The sequence below is a fragment of the Gillisia mitskevichiae genome, from assembly GCF_003634585.1.
Taxonomy (GTDB): Bacteria; Bacteroidota; Bacteroidia; order Flavobacteriales; family Flavobacteriaceae; genus Gillisia; species Gillisia mitskevichiae.
The window spans coordinates 117,013-137,582 of record NZ_RBLG01000001.1 but is presented as its reverse complement, the minus strand read 5'-3'; the positions used below and the strand labels follow the sequence as shown (position 1 = coordinate 137,582).

The 20,570-nt window shown below is 35.0% G+C and carries 22 protein-coding genes and 1 pseudogene; 12 read left to right on the top strand and 11 right to left on the bottom strand.

The window, feature by feature from the left end; genetic code table 11:
- Positions 1-65: 65 nt before the first annotated feature.
- Positions 66-500 (bottom strand): hypothetical protein, encoded by a 435-nt coding sequence (locus BC962_RS00640; protein ID WP_121344006.1) that lies wholly within the window; start codon positions 498-500, stop codon positions 66-68.
- Between the two features lie 263 nt (positions 501-763).
- On the opposite strand from BC962_RS00640, the gene greA reads away from it, so the two are divergent.
- The 3 genes from greA to BC962_RS00625 all read left to right on the top strand — a co-directional run bounded on the left by greA (position 764) and on the right by BC962_RS00625 (position 2,135).
- Positions 764-1,240 carry a transcription elongation factor GreA gene (gene greA / locus BC962_RS00635; protein WP_121344005.1) on the top strand — a complete coding sequence of 159 codons (477 nt, stop codon included), beginning with the start codon at positions 764-766 and terminating at the stop codon, positions 1,238-1,240.
- A gap of 95 nt (positions 1,241-1,335) precedes the next feature.
- Positions 1,336-1,725 carry an HIT family protein gene (locus tag BC962_RS00630; protein WP_121344004.1) on the top strand — a complete coding sequence of 130 codons (390 nt, stop codon included), beginning with the start codon at positions 1,336-1,338 and terminating at the stop codon, positions 1,723-1,725.
- Positions 1,725-2,135, top strand: a complete 411-nt coding sequence (locus BC962_RS00625; RefSeq protein ID WP_121344003.1) for an acyl-CoA thioesterase — start codon at positions 1,725-1,727, stop codon at positions 2,133-2,135. The genes BC962_RS00630 and BC962_RS00625 overlap by 1 nt, the downstream gene beginning before the upstream one ends.
- Here the strand turns inward: BC962_RS00625 and BC962_RS00620 are convergent.
- The gene (locus tag BC962_RS00620; RefSeq protein ID WP_121344002.1) at positions 2,132-3,280 is read right to left on the bottom strand and encodes a sensor histidine kinase; all 1,149 of its coding nucleotides are present in this window, start codon (positions 3,278-3,280) and stop codon (positions 2,132-2,134) included. The genes BC962_RS00625 and BC962_RS00620 overlap by 4 nt on opposite strands.
- A 109-nt stretch (positions 3,281-3,389) precedes the next feature.
- Here BC962_RS00620 and BC962_RS00615 point away from each other — a divergent pair, with 109 nt between their 5' ends.
- The 3 genes from BC962_RS00615 (at position 3,390) to aat (ending at position 5,459) form a co-directional block, all read left to right on the top strand.
- Positions 3,390-4,268 carry a flavin reductase family protein gene (locus BC962_RS00615; RefSeq protein ID WP_121344001.1) on the top strand — a complete coding sequence of 293 codons (879 nt, stop codon included), beginning with the start codon at positions 3,390-3,392 and terminating at the stop codon, positions 4,266-4,268.
- A 1-nt stretch (position 4,269) separates the two neighbouring features.
- Positions 4,270-4,644 carry a DUF3127 domain-containing protein gene (locus tag BC962_RS00610; RefSeq protein WP_121344000.1) on the top strand — a complete coding sequence of 125 codons (375 nt, stop codon included), beginning with the start codon at positions 4,270-4,272 and terminating at the stop codon, positions 4,642-4,644.
- A 176-nt stretch (positions 4,645-4,820) separates the two neighbouring features.
- Positions 4,821-5,459 carry a leucyl/phenylalanyl-tRNA--protein transferase gene (aat, locus tag BC962_RS00605; protein ID WP_121343999.1) on the top strand — a complete coding sequence of 213 codons (639 nt, stop codon included), beginning with the start codon at positions 4,821-4,823 and terminating at the stop codon, positions 5,457-5,459.
- Positions 5,460-5,473: 14 nt separating this feature from the next.
- Here the strand turns inward: aat and BC962_RS00600 are convergent, their stop codons facing one another.
- The 8 genes and pseudogenes from BC962_RS00600 to BC962_RS00565 form a co-directional block, all read right to left on the bottom strand.
- On the bottom strand, positions 5,474-6,409 hold the full coding sequence (locus tag BC962_RS00600) for an endonuclease/exonuclease/phosphatase family protein (RefSeq protein WP_121343998.1): 936 nt from the start codon (positions 6,407-6,409) through the stop codon (positions 5,474-5,476).
- Between the two features lie 21 nt (positions 6,410-6,430).
- On the bottom strand, positions 6,431-6,997 hold the full coding sequence (locus BC962_RS00595; RefSeq protein WP_121343997.1) for a DNA-3-methyladenine glycosylase I: 567 nt from the start codon (positions 6,995-6,997) through the stop codon (positions 6,431-6,433).
- Positions 6,998-7,002: 5 nt separating this feature from the next.
- A complete protein-coding gene (locus BC962_RS00590; protein ID WP_121344902.1) occupies positions 7,003-7,719 on the bottom strand; it encodes an energy transducer TonB family protein in 717 nt (238 codons plus the stop codon).
- A 37-nt stretch (positions 7,720-7,756) separates the two neighbouring features.
- Complete coding sequence (gene truB / locus BC962_RS00585) at positions 7,757-8,458, bottom strand: tRNA pseudouridine(55) synthase TruB (protein ID WP_121343996.1); 702 nt, start codon at positions 8,456-8,458, stop codon at positions 7,757-7,759.
- Entirely contained in the window at positions 8,448-9,242 is a 795-nt protein-coding gene (locus tag BC962_RS00580) for an undecaprenyl-diphosphate phosphatase (RefSeq protein ID WP_121343995.1), read from the bottom strand. Before BC962_RS00580 ends, truB begins: the two co-directional genes overlap by 11 nt.
- A 6-nt stretch (positions 9,243-9,248) precedes the next feature.
- Positions 9,249-9,506, bottom strand: coding sequence for a DUF3098 domain-containing protein (locus BC962_RS00575; RefSeq protein WP_121343994.1), 258 nt, complete (start codon positions 9,504-9,506; stop codon positions 9,249-9,251).
- A gap of 51 nt (positions 9,507-9,557) precedes the next feature.
- A pseudogene (locus BC962_RS00570) lies at positions 9,558-9,932 on the bottom strand (GxxExxY protein).
- Positions 9,933-10,005: 73 nt separating this feature from the next.
- The gene (locus BC962_RS00565; protein ID WP_121343993.1) at positions 10,006-10,884 is read right to left on the bottom strand and encodes a cell division protein FtsX; all 879 of its coding nucleotides are present in this window, start codon (positions 10,882-10,884) and stop codon (positions 10,006-10,008) included.
- Positions 10,885-10,998: 114 nt separating this feature from the next.
- Here BC962_RS00565 and BC962_RS00560 point away from each other — a divergent pair, with 114 nt between their 5' ends.
- From BC962_RS00560 to BC962_RS00535, 6 genes are all read left to right on the top strand, one after another.
- Positions 10,999-11,937 (top strand): ketopantoate reductase family protein, encoded by a 939-nt coding sequence (locus tag BC962_RS00560; protein WP_121343992.1) that lies wholly within the window; start codon positions 10,999-11,001, stop codon positions 11,935-11,937.
- An 83-nt stretch (positions 11,938-12,020) separates the two neighbouring features.
- Entirely contained in the window at positions 12,021-15,239 is a 3,219-nt protein-coding gene (gene leuS / locus BC962_RS00555; RefSeq protein ID WP_121343991.1) for a leucine--tRNA ligase, read from the top strand.
- A gap of 55 nt (positions 15,240-15,294) precedes the next feature.
- Positions 15,295-15,909: a DUF4230 domain-containing protein gene (locus BC962_RS00550; protein ID WP_121343990.1), complete on the top strand. Its 615-nt coding sequence runs from the start codon at positions 15,295-15,297 to the stop codon at positions 15,907-15,909.
- Between the two features lie 207 nt (positions 15,910-16,116).
- Complete coding sequence (locus tag BC962_RS00545; RefSeq protein ID WP_121343989.1) at positions 16,117-16,476, top strand: MmcQ/YjbR family DNA-binding protein; 360 nt, start codon at positions 16,117-16,119, stop codon at positions 16,474-16,476.
- Between the two features lie 16 nt (positions 16,477-16,492).
- Entirely contained in the window at positions 16,493-18,262 is a 1,770-nt protein-coding gene (locus BC962_RS00540) for a MutS-related protein (RefSeq protein WP_121343988.1), read from the top strand.
- A gap of 257 nt (positions 18,263-18,519) precedes the next feature.
- Complete coding sequence (locus BC962_RS00535; protein ID WP_245983943.1) at positions 18,520-19,899, top strand: mannosyltransferase; 1,380 nt, start codon at positions 18,520-18,522, stop codon at positions 19,897-19,899.
- Here the strand turns inward: BC962_RS00535 and BC962_RS00530 are convergent.
- Complete coding sequence (locus BC962_RS00530; RefSeq protein ID WP_121343987.1) at positions 19,896-20,519, bottom strand: lipid-A-disaccharide synthase N-terminal domain-containing protein; 624 nt, start codon at positions 20,517-20,519, stop codon at positions 19,896-19,898. The genes BC962_RS00535 and BC962_RS00530 overlap by 4 nt on opposite strands.
- Between the last annotated feature and the right edge of the window lie 51 nt (positions 20,520-20,570).

Below are 20,570 nucleotides of genomic sequence, written 5' to 3'. Positions count from 1 at the left end.
CCAAACAAAAAGTCTCCGTTCTAGTATAGAATGGAGACTTTTTATATTTCTGTTGAAACCAGGCCCTAGTTGTATACTTCTAAGGTGTTTCCATTTTTACTTACTCTATAGGGTTTCATAGTGTACTGGCCGCTGCCGTTGGTAAGCTCCCCCGTTAGAATATTATAACTGTTCCCATCATCACAATCGCATTTAGCAATTACCCCTTGTACTCTTAGCGTTGAACATTCACCTAAAGGATGGTTTGGATCGCTTAACTCAAAAGCGGTGAATTGATTGTTATTAATATTATATACAACTACCCCGTTGATCCCAGAATTGTAAGTAGAATAACTGTTTCCTGGAAAATTTAAATTATTGTATTCTGGAAAGTCAAGATCAAGATTTAACCTAAAACTCACATTTACTAAATTGGGATTATCTATTCTATCGTCCGCATTAGTGCTACAAGAATTTAACACTAAAAGCAACATGAATAGACTACAAACTTTTTGGATCATTTTAGAGGAATTTTGGGCTTAAGAATTATATTGTTTTCAAAATTTAAATTTATTATATTTGTGTATATAAATCCCGTCTTATGTGGGATTTTTTGTATTTATTAGCAAGATTTTAAAATTTAAACACATATAAATAGGCCTAAGTTAGGTTCTCCAAACCCTATTACTTTTGGAGTTTGGAATATATAAAATCACAATACAGTTATAGGTAATGAGAAGTGTGGGGTTAATTCCTGTAACTACTATTGATAAACGAAAAAATTATGAGTAACGTATCTTATTATACAATTGAAGGCTTGAAAAAGCTGAAAGATGAACTTAATCAGTTAAGAGATGTGGAGCGTCCTAAGGCTTCTCAAGCCATTGCTGAAGCTCGTGATAAAGGGGATTTAAGTGAGAATGCAGAATATGATGCAGCAAAAGAAGCTCAAGGATTATTAGAGATGAGGATTTCTAAAATGGAAGAAGTGGTTTCTAATGCTCGTGTTATAGACGAATCTCAGTTAGATACATCCAAAGCTTTAGTTCACTCGTTGGTTAAAATTAAGAATACTACCAATGGATCTGAAATGACCTATAAGCTGGTAGCTCAAAGTGAAGCCGATATTAAAACTGGTAAGATCTCTGTTGAATCACCTATTGGAAAAGGTTTATTAGGGAAAAAAGTAGGAGATACTACAGAAATTAGTGTGCCTAATGGAACAATGAAATTTGAGGTACTTGAGATCTGGAGAGAATGATTTTAAGTATGAATAAAGAACATATAAACCTTTTCTGTGGCTTGTAATAAACGCCATGAAAAGGTTTTTTAATTTCAATAAATAATATAATAATTATGTCTACAGTTTTTTCTAAAATCATCAGCGGAGAACTTCCTTCTTACAAAATTGCCGAGACCGATAAATTCCTCGCTTTTTTAGATATTAATCCTAATGCAAAAGGACACACTTTATGTATTCCCAAAGAGGAAGTAGATAAATTATTTGAATTAGATGACGAAACCTATGCAGGTTTAATGAAATTCTCTAAAAAAATTGCAATGGCACTAGAAGAGGCGGTTCCATGTAAACGAGTGGGAATGGCAGTCATTGGCTTAGAAGTGTCTCACGTACACGTTCATTTAATCCCATTAAATAAAATGAAGGATATGGATTTTGGTAATAAACTTAATTTCTCTCATGACCAATTATCGAGATTGGCAGAAGAGATCAAGGAGAATTTATAATGAATTATTCAGATTATAAACTTAGTATAGACTTAAGAATAGATTGGAGTGATCTGGATATGTATAAACATGTGAATAATCTCACGTTTATTAGATTTATGCAGACGGGAAGAGCACTATTCTGGGAGGCAACCGGGCTTACTAAAATTTATGAAGCTACGCATAGAGGCCCAATGATGGTTTCAACCCACTGCGATTTTAAAAAGTCTTTATATTACCCTGGAAATGCAATTGTAAAAACAAAGCTAGCCTTTATTAAGAATAGCAGTTTTGGTTTAGATCATATTATTTTGAATGAAGATATGGAAGTTTGTGCTGAGGGTCGGGATATCGCGGTTTGCTTCGATTTTAATTTAAATAAAACCTATACTATCCCAGATAATCTCAGGGAAATAATGAAGAAATACTAAATCTTTCTCAGGGCTATTTGAAAGGTTGTGCCCTTATTAAGCTCACTTTCATACACCTTGATCTTTCCATTATGATATTCTTCTACAATTCTTTTAGAAAGCGATAATCCAAGTCCCCATCCTCTCTTTTTAGTAGTGAATCCTGGGTTAAAAATAGTTTGATATTTGCTTTTCGGGATCCCCTTTCCGCTATCTTTTATATAAATATAAACCCAATGTAGATCTTGCTTTATTTCTATATCCAAATTCCCCTTTCCTTTCATAGCATCAATAGCATTACGTACTAAATTCTCTATGGTCCAACTAAAAAGAGATTCATTTAGATTCACATAAATAGGGGTATTTGGTGTAGTAAGTTTAAAGTTTATGAGTCGGGAACTTCTTGTGAAAAGGTAGTTATAACTCTCCTTGGTTGCAATAATTATATCAGTTTCGATGAGAATAGGGGTAGATCCAATTTTAGAAAATCTATCTGTAATGGTTCTTAATCTTTCAATATCCTTTTCAATTTCAGATATATAAGACTTATTAACATTTTCTTCTTTTAGAATCTCTGTCCATCCTATTAAAGAAGATAATGGGGTGCCTATTTGATGCGCAGTTTCTTTTGCCATCCCAGCCCATAATTTATTTTGCTCGCTAGATTTAGTGGTGGTGTAGAAGAAATATACTACCCCTATAAATAAAAAGATGATCAGCAAGATCCCGGCGGGATAGTACTTGATTTTTGTAAGTAGTGGCGAATCTCCATAATAGATCTTGTGAACCTGATTTTTACTTAAAACCATTTCTATAGGTTCATTTTCAGATTTTAATGCCTCAAAATAGTCGTCAAGCTTCTTTTTATTTCCTCTTGTTTCTATTGGAATGTTTAATCCGTCTACGATCTCCCCTTTTTCATTTATCCAAATAGTAGGAATAGTGGTATTGGTATTAAGAATTTTTAAAGTAAGATCTATATCTGTATCCCCGCTGGCCTTGTCTAAAAAGGCTTGTGCGGCGGTCCATAATTCCATTTTATCTCTCTCATCTTGTTTTAAGCGTTCAAAAAAAATGGACGTGTTCCATAAAATAAGTGCTACAATAAGTAGGGAAGAAAAAATAATGAACCAACGTGCAAAGTTTCGTTCGTTTGTAAAATTCATGAAGCCTTAATTAGAAGGATTTAAATATAACCGTTTTCTGTTAATATTATTGTTGAAATACGGTTTTTCATTGCTAAGGCTATTCGTTACCTTTGTGAAAAATTGCTGAATGCTATCTATAGATCCAAAGGAAATTAGTACTGGGAAAAGACATCAATATTTACTAGGAGCAATAGGGCCCAGACCTATTGCATTTGCAAGTACAATAGACGAAAATGGAAGGCCAAACTTGTCTCCATTCAGCTTTTTTAATGTGTTTAGTGCAAACCCGCCTATCTTGATCTTTTCTCCCGCTAGAAGAGGTAGAGATAATACAGTTAAGCATACTTACTTAAATGCAAAAGCTACCAAGGAAGTGGTGATTAATGTCGTAGATTATAAGATAGTACAACAAATGTCTCTATCTAGCACAGAATATCCTGAAGGGGTTAATGAGTTTGAAAAAGCTGGTATTACCATGTTGCCTTCAGATAAAGTGAAGCCATTTAGAGTAGCCGAATCTCCTGCGCAATTTGAGTGTAAAATATTAGAAGTTAGAGAGCTCGGGGAAGAAGGCGGAGCTGGTAATTTAGTGATCTGTGAAGTGGTTAAAATGCATTTTGATGAAGCTATTTTAGATGCTGAAGGTTTTATAGATCAGCATAAAATAGATCAGGTTGCTAGAATGGGAGGAAATTGGTATACTCGCGCCAAATTAGGAATGTTTGAGGTGCCTAAGCCATTATCAACTCTTGGTATAGGTGTAGATCTTATTCCGCAGGAAATTAGAAATAGTAAGGTTTTAACTGGGAATGATCTTGGTAAACTGGGGAATGTAGAAGTTTTACCTTCCGAAGAAGAAATTAATGAATTTTTAACTGAGGATATTGATGCCTCGAGCTTGGTGAAATCTGGAGATCTTAAAAAGATACATTTACAAGCACAAGAATATTTAGAAAAAGAAGATCCGGCAAAAGCTTGGAAAATATTATTAGCAAAATCAAATTAAAATGGAAGTAGAAGGAAAAATAAAAATGATTGGTGAAACCCAAACATTTGGAAGTAACGGATTTAGAAAAAGAGAAGTTGTTGTAACAACTGAAGAGCAGTATCCACAACATATTATGGTGGAATTTGTACAAGATAAAACAGATCTTTTAAATAACTACCAAGTTGGGCAACCAGTTAAGATCGGTATCAATTTAAGAGGAAGAGAATGGGTGAATCCTCAAGGAGAAACCAAATATTTCAATTCAATTCAAGGTTGGAGAATAGAGAATTTGCAAGCTGGTAATGCAGCTCCAGGGCAAACTCCTCCTCCAGCAGATCAATTTGAGCCTGCTCAAGATCTTAAAGATGAAGATTACGACGATTTACCTTTCTAGGTAAATAGTACTGTTAGTTAAAAGCTGTTTGAAGTTTATGTTTTGGTTACCCTTTCCCGAATTTTTTTGGGATCTTTATAATTAATAATAGAGAAATGTGGAGCTAAAATGAATATTTCGAACAGCTTTTCTATTTAATATATTTCAATTAATTTTCAATATCTAATCATATTAAATTGAGTTCTTCAATTCCATATCAAAAATTTCCTTCTGTGGAATTTGCAAACCCAGACGGGCTTTTAGCTATGGGAGGAGACCTTTCTGTAGAACGACTGTTAGATGCATATAATCACGGCATCTTTCCTTGGTATAATGCATCGGAGCCTATTCTTTGGTGGAGTCCAGATCCTAGAATGGTTTTATTTCCGGAGAATTTAAAGGTTTCTAAAAGCATGAGCCAGCTATTTAAAAAGGAAACTTTTCAAGTCACTTACAATCAAGATTTTCTTAAGGTTATAGAGAATTGTGCAGCTATTAAAAGAGAGGGGCAAAACGGAACTTGGATCACCGAGGAGATCAAGGATGCGTATTTAAAATTGCATCATTTAGGAATTGTGCAATCTGTAGAGGTGTGGCAAAATAAGGAATTGGTTGGTGGACTTTATGGTATCTATTTGAAAGAGAAAAAAATATTTTGTGGGGAAAGTATGTTTGCCAAAGTGAGCAATGCTTCAAAATATGGGTTTATAAGTTATGTTAGAAAACTGAAGGCCGAAGGGGTTAGGTTAATAGATTGCCAGATCTATACAGGACATTTAAATAGTTTGGGAGCTAATGAAATTCCTAGGAAAGAGTTTTTGGAATATTTGAAATAAGAATTTCAGAAAAATTAAATCCCGATCTCAAGATAAATCGGAAGATGATCTGATCCTATATTTCGTTGTGGAGACTGAGCGAGAACATCCAAGCCTTTACTAACTAAACAGTGATCTAAAGTCGTTCTTAAAGGATAGAAGTTCGCTGGCCAAGTAGTTCCTACTCCAAAACCATTTCTAGAATCTTTTAGTTCACTTTTAGATAATAAGTCTTTGAAATGAGATGAAAACGAGGAAGTGTTTAGATCCCCTATCAATATAAAATTATCTGAAAAGCTTGCTCTTCTACCTGCTATATTCTTCAGTTGTTCATTTCTTAAATTAAAAGTTTCAGAATTTATAGGTGGCAGTGGATGAGTAGCTACGACGGTAAGAGGTTCATTAGAATAAATAAAGTTAGCAATAATGGAGGGTTTGATGTTATTATCAAAATAAGTCACTGAAGATTCCATTTTGATTTTGCTAAGCATTGCAATCCCAAAGTTATCTATTCTTACTTCTGATGCATTATAAGGAAAAAATTGATAGAGACTCTTTAATTCTTGATCCCACTTTGGAGTGAGTTCCATAAATACTAAAACATCTGGATCTTTTTCTTTAATCAATTCTAATACACTTGCTAGATCGGTATTGGAAGACAGTAAGTTTATAGAGAGAATAGAAATTTTATTATCGAAATTTTCAGAAACTGGCTCAGGAGAAATGTATAAGGGAAGTACCTCTTTTGCATTCCATACGAATAGAAGTACAAGGATTATTAAAAGAATCCTTTTTTGGTAAAAGACAATAAATAGTATGAAAAACAAGAACAGCACTAATAAATATTGAACCCGAAAATGAGACATTAGATCTATCCACCAAATATTTGGAAAAAATGTTGGTAATAAAGTGAAGAATGCCGTTCCAGTTAAAAGTACAAATAGTAAGTTTTGAATGAATTTGGATTTCATTATGAGTGTTATATTCACTGTTTAAACTTCCTTATACCTAAAACAATCTACTTCATGATCGTTGATCATACCTGTGGCTTGCATATGCGCATAAATTACCGTAGAACCCACAAATTTGAACCCGCGTTTTTTAAGATCTTTACTTAGAGCATCGCTAATTTCTGTAGTTGGAGGAGCTTTTTTATAGTCGACAACAGCATTTGTTATTGGCTTCCCATCTACAAATCCCCAAATGTATTTGCTAAAACTTCCAAACTCTTCTTGCACTTTCATGAATAACTGCGCATTATTCACTGTAGCCCTAACTTTTAATTTATTTCGAATTATTCCGGCATCTTGTAAAAGTTCTTGAATTTTCTCTTCAGGATATTCTGCGATCTTTTTATAATCGAAGGCATCAAAAGCTTTTCTAAAATTCTCTCTTTTCCGAAGAATCGTGATCCAACTTAATCCTGCCTGAAACGTTTCTAAGACTAAAAACTCAAAGATAGTAGCATCATCATAAACGGGAACGCCCCATTCATTATCATGATAAGACTCATAAAGCGCATCTCCTTCGCACCAGCCACAACGTTTTTTCTCACTCATACGGCTTATGGCTTAAAATTATAAGTAATTGTACCAGGTTGGGAAGAACGTCCCGGCATCGAGCTAAAATAGGCCTGATTAGCGTATTGCTCTGCCTGGTCTGTCAAACATTCGTTGTTAGTTGAAGAACTACCTTTATTAACACTTGTAGAAACAACCCTTCCGTCCTCGTTAACAGTAATATTAATAACCACTTTTCCAGATCTATCACATGTATATATAGGATTTGGAATTTCTATGGCGGTACGTCCTCTTAAGGAATATGAAATAGAACTATTATCTATTCCACCTTTCTGAGTTGAAATTTTTTCTGAAGATGTATTCCCGTCAGATTGTTTTTTCGGTTCTTTCTTTTTTGCTGAAGCGAGATTGTAACTCCCAACAGTATTAGAAGCATTTTCATCTGAAGATTCTAATTGAGCAGCACTGTTCTTCTGAAAGATCTCGTTTAGTTGCTCATTAAAATTGGCATCTCTAGATTCTTGATTTTGATTGAAGGCTTGATGAGTTGCAATATTCTCTTTAATTCTTGTAGGCACTAATTCTTCTGGCTCTTTTTCTTCCTCTTTGGCTTCTTCAACTTTAAAACTATCGAGATCTACTAATAGCTCTCGTTCTTTTTGAATATTATTGGAGAGACTTAAATTATATAAACTCAATAATAATACGGCAAAAAACAACAGCGTGATGATCAGGGCTTTATGTCTGTCAAAAAAATCCATAGAATTTAAACTTCGAAAAACTTTAATTATTCTGCGATCAAGGTAGCAATTTTTCAAAAGAATCAAGATCCAAGGAATCTACTACATTAAAAGTGCCAATTTTAGTTCTTCTTAACGCAGAAAGATGAGCTCCAGATTCTAGCGCTTTCCCAAAATCATGGGCAAGGCTTCTAATATAAGTTCCTTTGCTGCAAGTCACTCTAAAATTAACTTTTGGCATCTCAATATTCGTTATCTCAAAAGCTGAAACAGTCACTTTTCTGGATGGAATTTCTACATCTTCCCCATTTCTAGCATATTCGTAAAGTCGTTTTCCATCCTTCTTCAATGCTGAAAATACTGGAGGGATTTGTGAGATCTCCCCAAGGAAATTTTTAGTAGCCTCTTTAATATTTTCTTCAGAAATATGAGTGGTGGGAAAAGTTTCGTCAATTTCTGTTTCTAGATCATAGGAAGGTGTTGTGCCTCCTAGAGTAAAGGTGCCGGTATATTCCTTTTCCTGACCTTGTAATTCTTCTATTCGTTTTGTGAATTTTCCGGTACAAATGATTAATAAGCCAGTAGCCAAAGGATCTAATGTTCCTGCATGACCAACTTTTATTTTTTTTATTTTACAGCTTTGGCGAATAAGCCAACGCACCTTGTTTACCAATTGAAAGGAAGTCCATCCCAAAGGTTTATCAAACAATAGTATTTGCCCTTCTTTGAATTCTTCCGGAGTGATGATTTTAGTTTGCATATCCAAATCCTATTGCAATTATACCAACGATCAAGCAATAAATTGCGAAATAAGATAATTTGCTGTTCTTAACTAATTTTATCATCCAAGTACATGCAACAAGTCCTGCTAAGAATGCGGCTACAAAACCAATTATTAAAATTGAGGAATCTGTAGTGCTTTCAGAAAGATCACCACTAAGGATGTCCTTAGCGATCTTCCCTAATATCAATGGCACAACCATTAAAAAAGAAAACCTTGCAGCTTTTGCTTTATCATTTCCCAGTAAGACCGAAGTAGAGATCGTTGCCCCAGATCTCGAAATCCCTGGTAGAATTGCAATTGCTTGAGATATTCCTATTACAAAAGCATTGCGATAGCTTACAGGTTTTTCAGTGTTTTTGGCTTTATCTGCTAACCACAATAAGAGGGCAGTTATAATCAGCATAAAACCAACCAACAGTAAACTCCCTCCAAATAAAACTTCTAGTTCATCTTCAAATAAAATTCCCACTAATGCAGCTGGGATCATAGAGAGAATGATCTTTAATGAAAACTGAGTCTCCTCGTTCCATTTAAATTGAAATAGACCTTTAAAGATCTCTAAAATATCTTTCCTGAAAACTACAATGGTACTAAGTGCTGTTGCAAAATGCAATACTACGGTGAAGAGTAAAGATTCGCTAGGAATGCTGTCATCGCCAAGAATGGCTTTTCCAAGTTCTAAATGCCCGCTGGAAGAAACAGGTAAAAATTCGGTAAGTCCTTGAATGATCCCAAGGATTACTGCGTCAAATTCGTTCAAAGTAAATTATTTTTTGTTGGGATTCAATAAGATGGCGTAAACTTCTATTCCAAAACCAATCAGTACCAAAGCAGGTGCTAATCTAATTCTTCGGAAATTATAAATATCTGGATTAAATACATTCGGATCTGTGCTACCTCCTCCAGACATTAAGATAAAACCAAGGGCAATTACTGCTAATCCTATAAACATAAAGGTGTAATTCTTTTTTCCGAAAACAAAGTTCAGATCTTGTTTATGATATGGTTTTTTGTTTTTGTTCATCAATATCTTTTTAAAATTAACTCAACTTAGCCACGAATTCACGAATATTCTCTATAATAAAATTCGTTGATGCATTAGTTTATCTGCCTCAAAATTAGCTAAAATCGCCAACTTATTTCCAGAGATCTTCAAATAGTTTAAACATTGGGCAGTATGCCTATCGTTTTAATTGGTTGTGGATTTTATTTCTAGAATTATTTTATCATAAACAACAAAATCTGCAAATTAGTGATGTGGGAGAATAATATCTTTATAACGTATCTTATATTGTTTTTCTCTTTCAAAAGGAATACTCTTCAATTTCAATTCATACTGAATAGCATCTGAATAAACGGCTTCTAAAAACCCTCCTCCTAGTTCATTATGAACATCAAATAAAACACCTACTAACTGGTAGCTTTCTTCTTTGTACAAAATGTTTCCCATTTTGAAATTTTTAGTTGATTGTATTCGTAATCAGCAAAAAAAAATATTCGTGAATTCGTGGCAATTATATATTTTAATAATACAATTCATCTGTTTTGAGATTCAGGAATCTTGAGGTTGCGAAAAAGGTGCTTAACCAAGTAATGAGTGCTCCCATTAAAAATATCCCTAAAAACAAGGCGGTTAATAATTTTTTATCGCTCAGCAGCTCTAGTTCAGGAAAGCTATTATTCAAATAATAAAGTACTCCAGCCATTCCAATTAAAGCCAATACTGCTCCAATAATACCTAATTTCACACTTTGCCAAATAAATGGTCTACGGATAAAGCTTTTTGTAGCTCCCACCATTTGCATAGTTTTTATTATAAATCTCTTGGAATATACAGCGAGTCTAATGGAGCTGTTAATTAGAAGAACTGCTATAAAAGTGAAGATGCCACTAATAACTAATATCCAGAAGCTTATTTTTTTAACATTGTCATTTAGAAGAGAGATCAAAGGTTTATCATAAACCACTTCATCTACATAATTTTTAGCAGTTAAATCTTCAGCAATTTTATCTATTTGATCTGAAGAGACATAATCTGCTTTCATGTGAATGTCTATAGAATTTTGTAAAGGGTTATAACCCAAAAATTCCATAAAATTCTCTCCAATCTCCTTGCTATGCTCTTCTGCTGCTTCTTCCTTAGAAACAAACACGCTAGACTTGGTATATTCAGCTAACGCCAAGCTCTTTTTTAATTGTTCTATCTCTACATCTTTCGCTGTATCTTTAAGATAAACGGTAAGCGCTATCTGTTCCTTAAAATGATCGGCCACTTTCTTAGTGTTTAGTACCAAAAGGCCTAAAAGACCCAATAAAAACAGCACTAGCGAAATACTTATAACTACAGAAAAATAAGACGAGATCAATCGGCGTTTTTGATACCTTTCAAAAGATGTACTCATATAGTAATTATAGATTTTGGTGTAAAAATAAGAAAGTTAATCATTCACTTTCTTTAAAACGTTCAAACTTTCCAAATTATTCTTATTAGATTAAATTAGACGAAAATTACAACTATGAGAATATTGATATATGGCGCAGGTGGAATAGGTGGATATTTTGGCGGTAGATTAGCACAAGCAGGTAACTCGGTTAGTATTATAGCCCGAGGAAAACATCTTGAAGCAATTAAAAAGAATGGTTTAGAGGTAGAAAGTATTAATGGGAATTTTACAATAACGCCTAGCTTAGCCACAGATAATTTAAAGGAAGTGGAAACCCCCGAATTGATAATCTTAGGAGTGAAATCATGGCAAATCCCTGATGCAGCCACGGAGTTGAAGTCTATCATCAATGAAAACATGATGCTGCTTCCACTTCAAAATGGGGCTAGTAATATTGAGAATTTGATGAAAGTTTTACCTGAAGCCAATATTCTAGGAGGGCTATGTCATATTGTGAGTTTTATGTCGGCTCCAGGAAAAATCACTCATGTAGGTTTTGAGCCCAAGATCACTTTTGGAGAATTGGATAATTCCAAATCTACTAGAGTTAAAAAAATAGAAAAGGTGTTTACAGAGGCCAACATCACCAATGTAATCCCAGACGATATATCACTTGAGGTTTGGAAGAAATTCTTGTTTATAACAACGATAAGTGCTTTAGGCGGACTTACTCGGGTTAATCTTGGGAAAATGAGAGAAAGCGAATATTTGATGGATCTTATGAGGAAGACTGCCGAAGAAATTAAAATGGTAGCCAATGCCAAAGGAATTGCTTTAAATGATGAACACATAAAAGCTGCTTTTGAGGTAATAAATAAGCTAGACTCAAAGACAACTGCCTCTACACAACGCGATATTATGGAAGGAAAACCATCAGAATTGGATAATTTTAATGGATATATCGTGAAGGAAGGAAATCGACTTGGCGTTCCAACTCCAGTGAATCAATTTATCTACGAATGTTTGCTGCCAATGGAAAAGCAAGCAAGAATGCTGGCAGAATCTATATAAAATAGGACTTATAAAGAAGTTTAAAATTGTAAATTTGCGCGCATTACAGTTAAATATTACTGCGTAATCAGAAAATATATAGGATGAGTTACCATTTTAATGAGATTGAAGCCAAGTGGCAAAAATATTGGGCAGAGAACCAAACTTTTAAAGCGAAAAATAAAAGTGATCTGCCAAAATTCTATGTGTTGGATATGTTTCCTTACCCGTCTGGAGCAGGATTACACGTTGGGCACCCTCTAGGATATATCGCCAGTGATATTTATGCAAGATTCAAACGCCATAAAGGTTTTAATGTATTGCATCCACAAGGATATGATAGTTTTGGTTTGCCTGCAGAGCAATATGCTATTCAAACTGGGCAACACCCGGCTATCACTACCGAGGATAATATTAAAAGATACCGCCAACAACTGGATCAAATTGGTTTTTCATTCGATTGGAGCAGGGAAGTACGAACCAGCGAACCAGATTATTACCGTTGGACACAATGGATCTTTATTCAACTTTTTGATTCTTGGTATGATAAAACTGAAGATAAAGCTCGAGCAATATCAGACTTAGAACTCCTTTTTTCTTCGGAAGGAAATACTAATGTTAATGCTGTTTGTGATGATGAGGTAGAATTCTTTTCTGCAGATGAATGGAACGCCTTTTCTTCTGAAGAAAAACAACAAATTCTTTTAAAATACAGACTTACCTATTTAGCTGAAACCGAAGTTAACTGGTGCCCGGAATTAGGTACCGTGTTGGCAAATGACGAAATTGTAAATGGAGTATCTGAACGTGGAGGATTTACGGTAGTTCGAAAAAAGATGACGCAATGGAGCATGCGTATTTCTGCATATGCTCAACGCTTATTAGACGATTCTGAAGCTTTAGATTGGCCACAGCCCCTTAAGGATTCGCAAACCAATTGGATTGGAAGATCTAAAGGAGCGCTAGTTAAGTTCCCCATCCTAACCTTCCCCGAAGGGAAAGGAAACTCAAAACCCGGTTATATGACTGGTGGAAATAACTCTCATTTGTTGCTTGAAAAAGCGAAGAAAATGAGAGATAATCCGACAGATGCGGAAAAAATACTTTGGCAGCAATTAAAAACTAAGAAATTAGGGTCAAAATTTAGACAACAACATTTAATCGCAGATTTCATAGTCGACTTCGTTTGCTTATCAAAAAAACTTGTGGTAGAAGTAGATGGTGGGATTCATCTTTCTCAAGAAGAGAAGGATATGGAAAGGTCTAGGATTTTAAATGATCTTGGATTTAAAGTTATTCGTTTTAAAAATGAAGAAGTAATAGGAAATATTGATTCTGTTTTAAAACAAATAGAGAATGAATTATCCAATTACCAAGTTTCCCCTCAGGGGGTTAGGGGGATAGATGTTTTCACTACGCGTCCAGACACCATTTTTGGAGTTAGCTTTATGACGCTGGCACCAGAGCATGAATTGGTTCAGGAAATAACTTCTTCAGAACAAAAAGAAGCAGTTTCAGCATACATAGAAAAATCGGCTAAGCGAAGTGAGCGTGAGCGAATGGCAGATGTAAAGACCATTTCCGGAGTATTTACGGGCGCTTATGCAATTCATCCTTTAAGTGGCGAGAAAATCCCTGTTTGGATCGGGGATTACGTGTTGGCAGGTTATGGAACAGGAGCAGTAATGTCGGTTCCTTGTGGAGATCAGCGGGATTACGATTTCGCAAAACATTTTAGTTTGCCTATCCCTAATATTTTTGAGGGAATAGATATTTCTGATGAGGCATACGCAGAGAAAGATGGAACTAAGATCGCGAATAGTGATTTCCTAAGTGGATTAAGCTATAAGGAAGCAACGCAAAAAGCAATAGATGCCCTGGAAGCAGTTAATGCGGGAAAAGGAAAGATCAATTATAGATTACGTGATGCAGTATTTTCCAGACAGCGTTATTGGGGAGAGCCATTTCCTGTATATTATGTTAATGGTTTACCACAAATGATAGCAGAGGAACATTTGCCACTAAAGCTACCAGAAGTAGAAAAATATCTTCCAACCGAAGAAGGGGAGCCGCCATTAGGTCGCGCTACAACTTGGGCGTGGGATTCAAATAAAAATGAGATTGTTTCTAATGAATTGTTAGATGCTTCTAAGAATATTTATCCTTTAGAATTAAACACAATGCCGGGTTGGGCAGGGAGTTCATGGTATTTCTTTAGATATATGGATGCCGATAATGAGGAGAGATTTGCTTCAGAAGTAGCTCAGAAATACTGGGAAAATGTAGATCTATATATTGGTGGAAGTGAACATGCTACCGGTCACTTATTATATTCCAGATTTTGGACGAAATTCTTATACGATCGCGGAATGGTGACGGTAAAAGAACCTTTCAAAAAACTCATCAACCAAGGGATGATCCTTGGAATGAGCGCAATGGTTTATAGAATTGAAGGAGAGAACACCTTTATTTCTAAAGGATTAATAGAAGGTAGATCTGTACAACCTATTCATGCAGATGTGGCTATGATAAATTCATCAGATGAATTAGATATAGAGGCTTTCAAAAATTGGAGACCGGAGTTTGCAGATGCTAAATTCATACTAGAGAACGAAAAGTATATTGTTGGCAGAGAAGTGGAAAAAATGTCTAAGTCCAAATACAATGTGGTAAGTCCAGACGAGATCTGTTCTCAGTATGGCGCAGATACTTTGCGTATGTACGAGATGTTCTTGGGACCATTAGAGCAAGCTAAACCTTGGAATACAGCCGGAATTACTGGGGTTCATAATTTCTTGAAGAAAATGTGGAAGTTATACCATAACGATGAGGTGTTTGCTGTTTCAGAGGAAAAAGCTTCAGCCGATTCTTTGAAAACTTTGCATAAAACCATTAAAAAGGTAACTGAAGATATAGAAGAATTCAGTTTTAATACTTCAGTATCCACATTTATGATCTGTGTGAATGAGTTAACTGCTCAAAAATGCGATCAGCGCGAGGTGTTAGAACCTTTGGCAATATTAATTGCACCTTATGCTCCACATATTGCGGAAGAGCTTTGGAGTAAATTGGGTCACGATTCCTCTATTACTACAGCAGAATATCCTGTTTTTGAGGAAAAATATGTAGTAGAAAGCACCAAGGATTATCCTATTTCTTTCAACGGAAAAATGAGGTTTATTATGGAGTTACCTCTAGAACTTGGGAAAGATGAAATTGAAAAAGCGGTTATGGCAGATGAGCGCACCCTGAAACAATTAGATGGAAGAGCTCCTAAGAAGGTAATCGTTGTTCCGGGGAAGATCGTGAACATTGTTGGTTAGATTGTAGTTTTCTGTAAGCTTTAAATTATAAATGGCTTTTAGTTATATTTGAAATATGGAGTATCTTTTTATAGGACTTGCCGCTGGAGCCATTTTGGCCTATTTTCTATTTTCAAAGCTAAATAGCCAGAAAAATAGATCGAGGTCAGATGAGCAATCTATTATTTTGATGGATAAGATCAAGAGTGTCTGCAAGTTTATTTCTGTTGAAGGAGATTTTTCTGAGATCTATCATTATGAAAATCTAAAAGACAAGTACGTGAGCTTGCTTTTAGGGAAGAAAAAAGCGATCATTCTTATTACAGCGAAAGCTCATGTGGGTTTTGATTTAAGTAAAATCCGAATGGATAGTGATATAGAAAATAAGAAGATCATTCTCACCAATTTCCCTAAACCCGAGTTGCTAACGGTAGAGACCGATTTTAAATATTACGACAAGCGTGAAGGTTGGGCAAATCCTTTTACTACCTCAGATCTAACCGATATTAGTAGAGATTCAAAAAAACATATTGTAGACAAGATCCCTCAAAGCGGCTTGCTTGAAAAAGCAGAAAAAGAGGCTTTAGGGACTATTCTTCTAATGGAAAAGATCGTAGAAACCATCGGGTGGAAATTAGATTATTCAGCTTTAGAAGTAGCTTCAGAAGTGCCCGCGAAGATCTCGAAATAGTTTTATCAATCTGTTCCGATAGCTATCGGGAAGTCGAAGTTTGCTTCTAGGGAAGTGATTTATTGGCAATTTATAAAATATAGATCCCTCCTACCGTCGGGATGACAATCTATAATAGGAGGTTACAAATAACAATGTCATTTCGAGCGGAGTCGAGAAATCTCAGTATTTCTGCAAGGCTAAAAGAGCAAAATAATCTTAGAAATTATGGACATAGAAACTTATAGAGATTATTGTCTTTCCAAGAAAGGGGTGACCGAGGGTTTGCCTTTTGGACCTGATAATCTTGTTCTTAAGTTGATGGGAAAGATATTTACCATTGCTTCTTTGGATGAGGTACCATTAAGAGTAAATTTAAAATGCGATCCTGAAAGAGCAATTAGTTTGCGGGAAGAGCATCCAGAAAACATTCTTCCTGGATATCATATGAATAAAGCACACTGGAATACCTTGGTATTAGACGGCAGTCTTCAAAAAACACTTATCTTCGAGCTCGTAGATCACTCCTATAATTTGATACGTGAAGGTTTAACTAAGAAACTAAAACAGGAGCTGGATCTACTATAATTATAGCTATAAGTTCATGACAGCATTCGATTTTTATACTCAAGAAAAGGCAACCCAACAAAAGCATTTATTAGACGCAAACAGGCAAATTAACTTGTCTAGCATGTTGCGTCTAATTCTTTTTCTGGGAACTGCTTTTGGTATCTATTACTTTTATCCAGACTGGAAGATCGCTGCCTTAATTGGAGTGGTGGGATTTGGGATCTTTTTATTTTTGGTTTCGCGCCATTCAGATCTTAAGTACAAACGCAATAAAATAGATGAACTTGTAAAACTCAATGAAACGGAGCTGGAAGTTCTAAACAGGAATTTTTCTCATTTAGCAACCGGAAAAGAATTCGAAGATCATGATCATCCTTTTAGCCAAGATATAGATCTTTTTGGAAAAGGATCTTTCTTCCAATATTTAAACAGAACTTCCTTAAAAGACGGAAAGAAAAAGTTAGCCAGTATTCTTACCGAAAATTCTATAGATAATATAGATGAAAAGCAAGAAGCTATAAAGGAATTGGCCGATAAAGCAACATGGAGACAGGAGTTTTCTGCAGTTGCCAAGTTGGTTAAAACTGAAACTAACTCTTCCAATGTGCTTGCTTGGTTAGCCAGTTACAAAACATTTGTTCCTAAATTTATGTTTTATCTAAGCTGGGTCTTTACTGCAATTTCTATATTACTTATAGCTGGGTATTATACCCAAATGGTAAACGGATGGTTAGTCTTTGCCTGGTTTTTAGTAGGCTGGGGAATTACGGGGGTTTATGTGAAGAAGATAAATGTGATGGCAAATAATGTTAGGAAAGTACAAGATACATTTCATCAATATTATCAGTTGTTAGGAATGATCGAGTCTATTAGTTTTAAATCGGAGATCTTAAAAAAGCAACAATTAGCTGTAAAAGCGGAAGCGACAAAAGCGTCTAAATTATTGAAATCGTTTTCCAAAGCCATCGATGCTTTAGATCAGCGAAATAACGCCATTTTCATTGCTGTTGGAAATGGATTTCTCTTATGGGATCTTAGACAAACACTTCGACTTGAAAAATGGATAATTTCGAATCATGAAAATGTAAAAACATGGTTTGAGGTGATAGAATTTATAGACGCTTACAACAGTCTTGGAAATTTCGCATTTAATCATGCACATTATAGTTTCCCAGAGATCCATAAGGACAAGTCTATTATAAAAGCCACAAAATTAGGTCATCCATTGTTGAATCCTGAAAAGAGAGTAGACAATGATCTGCTTATAGAAAATGAACATTTCATGATCATTACTGGGGCGAATATGGCAGGGAAAAGTACGTTTCTAAGAACCGTTTCGCTTCACATTGTTATGGCTAATATTGGACTTCCTGTTTGTGCAGAAGAAAGTGAGTACACGCCAATCAAACTTATAACAAGTATGAGAACCACAGATTCACTGAGCGATGATGAGTCTTATTTCTTTTCTGAATTAAAGCGCTTACAGTATATCGTAAATGAAATTCAGGAAGATAAATATTTTATCATATTAGATGAGATCTTGAAAGGAACAAACAGCACAGATAAGGCGATAGGCTCTAGAAAATTTATTCAGAAATTGGTGAAATCCAAGTCTACTGGTATTATTGCTACTCATGATCTAAGTTTATGTGAAGTTTCAGATGAATTGAACCAAGTAGAAAATCACTATTTTGATGCAGAGATCGTTAATGATGAGTTGTTTTTCGACTATAAGTTCAAAGAGGGAGTTTGCCAGAATATGAATGCTTCCTTTTTGCTGAAGAAAATGAACATCGTAGACTAGTCGCATTGCGACTTTTATTAATTTCTAACTTTAAAGGGGGTAGTCACATCCAGCGTCCCGATAGCTATCGGGATCGAGATGTTTCGACAGTTTGGTTTAAAACTTAAATAGCAGTCTTCGACAAGCTCAGACTGACAGCATTATTTATAATTTTTATAACCAGAATGTCATGCTGTCCCGATAGCTATCGGGATGTCGAAGCATCTATTATTTCAGAATCTAAATTTTCCGTTTCTTTAAAGAATTATATTTCCTGAATGAAGAAATTTTTCCAACTGCATAAAATGTCACTGTTGCTTATTGCAACTACTGCGGTATTTTACTTTTCTTTTGCATACGACTTGGAACGCTCTGATTTTATAAAACTCATTGGCCTTTACTCTGGCGCATTCTTTTTAAGTTGGAAGCTTTATAAAATTGAAAAAGTAAATTTTTGGTTTCTTGCTGGTATTGCCTTGCTATTTAGAGCTCTCTTTATCGGGGCGATGCCCAATTTATCTCAAGACTTCTATAGATTTATTTGGGATGGAAGAATGATCGCAGCAGGATTTAATCCTTATTTATATTTGCCGGAGAATTTAATCGAATTGGGGACGGCTCCAATCGCTCAAGCCAAAGAATTGTTTAATGGAATGGGAGCGCTTAATGCAAGTCATTATACTAATTATCCACCTTTAAATCAGTTGTTGTTTTCATTAGCAGGTGCTGTGGCTGGGAAAAGTATAGTAGGTTCTGTAATAGTTTTACGAATGTTGATTATTGCGGCAGATATTGGTGTTTTATACTTCGGAAGAAAATTGCTGATGGAGCTCAAATTGCCAGAATCCAGAATATTTCTTTATCTGCTTAATCCATTTATTATTATAGAACTCACAGGAAATCTTCATTTTGAAGGGGTAATGGTTTTCTTCTTGGTTTGGAGTTTGTATTTACTTCAGCAAAAAAAGTGGATAGGAAGTGCGATCATTTTTGCTTGTTCGGTTTTACTGAAGTTAGTGCCACTCATGTTCTTGCCATTATTCTTTGGTTATTTTATTTATGAAAGAAAGAATATTCAAAACAAACCGAATGATGCGAAACTTGGTTTAGCTAAGTTGGTAGGATTCTATTTAATTGTTGGAATTACGGTTGCATTAGGTTTTTTGCCAATTCTGTCTGGAGCATTTATAGAAAATTTTATGGCTACGATTGGCCTCTGGTTTCAAAAATTCGAATTTAATGCTAGCTTCTACTATGTCGTACGTTGGGTAGGATTTCAAGTTAAGGGTTATAATATTATAGAAACGGCTGGAAAAGTGCTCCCATTGGTCACAATCACGATGTTGGCCGGTTTGTCGCTCTTTAGAAAAAACAATTCCCTTGAAAAGTTGATAACAGCGATGCTTTTTGGCTTTACAGCTTATTTATTTTTTTCTACAACGGTACATCCATGGTATTTGGCAATTTCTTTAATGCTTTCTATTTTCACAAACTATAAATATATATATGTTTGGAGCTTTCTGGTGATCTTAAGTTATAGTGCGTACACTGCACACGGATTCCAAGAAAACCTGTGGCTAGTAGCTCTAGAATATCTGATAGTATTTTCAGTATTTGGTTGGGAACTTTTCAGTAGAAAAAAATTAGAAAAGATTTAATTGTTGTTCTTTTTAATCAAGAATAAATTTCTAATATAAACAATGGCTCCAAAGAAGTGAGCTGCTAATAGTACGGGATCTTTTCTGAAAATAGCATAGGTAAAAATAAGTGCAGAGCCAGTAAGGCTCAAGATCCAAAAACCTTTAGGTAAGCTGGATTTATTGTGTTTTTCAGAATAGATCCACTGGTAAATAAATCGGCAGGTATACACCAATTGTCCAATAATTCCCAAGAGAATTAGCCAAAGAGCTATGTTTTCATTCTGCAGAAAATCACTCCATTGTTTTTCACTATATAAAAGCAAATAACCAGCAATAAGAACAGGAGCGAGAAATACCGTTATCTTAAAGATCAATCTGGAACTTTTCCATTCCTCTTGGAGCTTTAAGTTCCTAAAATAAACACCGTAGATCAATATTTGGCCAATCATAATTGGTAAATCGTCCCTAAGATATCCATATATAAATAGGAGGATGGCGGCCAGCAAACTCAGTTTCCAATAAAGAGTGGGAGTTTTTACTTTTTTAGCCTTTTCAGAAAGTAGCCATTGTGTAATTAATCGGGTAGAGAAGAGCATTTGTGCCAGAAATCCAATGCTGTATATAATCCAAGTATTCATTTAATAATCTGATAAAAATATGCTCAATAAAAAACTGCTTATTAAAAGAGG

Bases quoted from the DNA above. Each gene is read 5' to 3' on its own strand.
- BC962_RS00640 (WP_121344006.1), bottom strand. From the start codon at position 500: ATGATCCAAAAAGTTTGTAGTCTATTCATGTTGCTTTTAGTGTTAAAT.
- greA (WP_121344005.1), top strand. From the start codon at position 764: ATGAGTAACGTATCTTATTATACAATTGAAGGCTTGAAAAAGCTGAAA.
- BC962_RS00630 (WP_121344004.1), top strand. From the start codon at position 1,336: ATGTCTACAGTTTTTTCTAAAATCATCAGCGGAGAACTTCCTTCTTAC.
- BC962_RS00625 (WP_121344003.1), top strand. From the start codon at position 1,725: ATGAATTATTCAGATTATAAACTTAGTATAGACTTAAGAATAGATTGG.
- BC962_RS00620 (WP_121344002.1), bottom strand. From the start codon at position 3,280: ATGAATTTTACAAACGAACGAAACTTTGCACGTTGGTTCATTATTTTT.
- BC962_RS00615 (WP_121344001.1), top strand. From the start codon at position 3,390: ATGCTATCTATAGATCCAAAGGAAATTAGTACTGGGAAAAGACATCAA.
- BC962_RS00610 (WP_121344000.1), top strand. From the start codon at position 4,270: ATGGAAGTAGAAGGAAAAATAAAAATGATTGGTGAAACCCAAACATTT.
- BC962_RS00600 (WP_121343998.1), bottom strand. From the start codon at position 6,409: ATGAAATCCAAATTCATTCAAAACTTACTATTTGTACTTTTAACTGGA.
- BC962_RS00595 (WP_121343997.1), bottom strand. From the start codon at position 6,997: ATGAGTGAGAAAAAACGTTGTGGCTGGTGCGAAGGAGATGCGCTTTAT.
- BC962_RS00590 (WP_121344902.1), bottom strand. From the start codon at position 7,719: ATGGATTTTTTTGACAGACATAAAGCCCTGATCATCACGCTGTTGTTT.
- truB (WP_121343996.1), bottom strand. From the start codon at position 8,458: ATGCAAACTAAAATCATCACTCCGGAAGAATTCAAAGAAGGGCAAATA.
- BC962_RS00575 (WP_121343994.1), bottom strand. From the start codon at position 9,506: ATGAACAAAAACAAAAAACCATATCATAAACAAGATCTGAACTTTGTT.
- BC962_RS00565 (WP_121343993.1), bottom strand. From the start codon at position 10,884: ATGAGTACATCTTTTGAAAGGTATCAAAAACGCCGATTGATCTCGTCT.
- BC962_RS00560 (WP_121343992.1), top strand. From the start codon at position 10,999: ATGAGAATATTGATATATGGCGCAGGTGGAATAGGTGGATATTTTGGC.
- leuS (WP_121343991.1), top strand. From the start codon at position 12,021: ATGAGTTACCATTTTAATGAGATTGAAGCCAAGTGGCAAAAATATTGG.
- BC962_RS00550 (WP_121343990.1), top strand. From the start codon at position 15,295: ATGGAGTATCTTTTTATAGGACTTGCCGCTGGAGCCATTTTGGCCTAT.
- BC962_RS00545 (WP_121343989.1), top strand. From the start codon at position 16,117: ATGGACATAGAAACTTATAGAGATTATTGTCTTTCCAAGAAAGGGGTG.
- BC962_RS00540 (WP_121343988.1), top strand. From the start codon at position 16,493: ATGACAGCATTCGATTTTTATACTCAAGAAAAGGCAACCCAACAAAAG.
- BC962_RS00535 (WP_245983943.1), top strand. From the start codon at position 18,520: ATGAAGAAATTTTTCCAACTGCATAAAATGTCACTGTTGCTTATTGCA.
- BC962_RS00530 (WP_121343987.1), bottom strand. From the start codon at position 20,519: ATGAATACTTGGATTATATACAGCATTGGATTTCTGGCACAAATGCTC.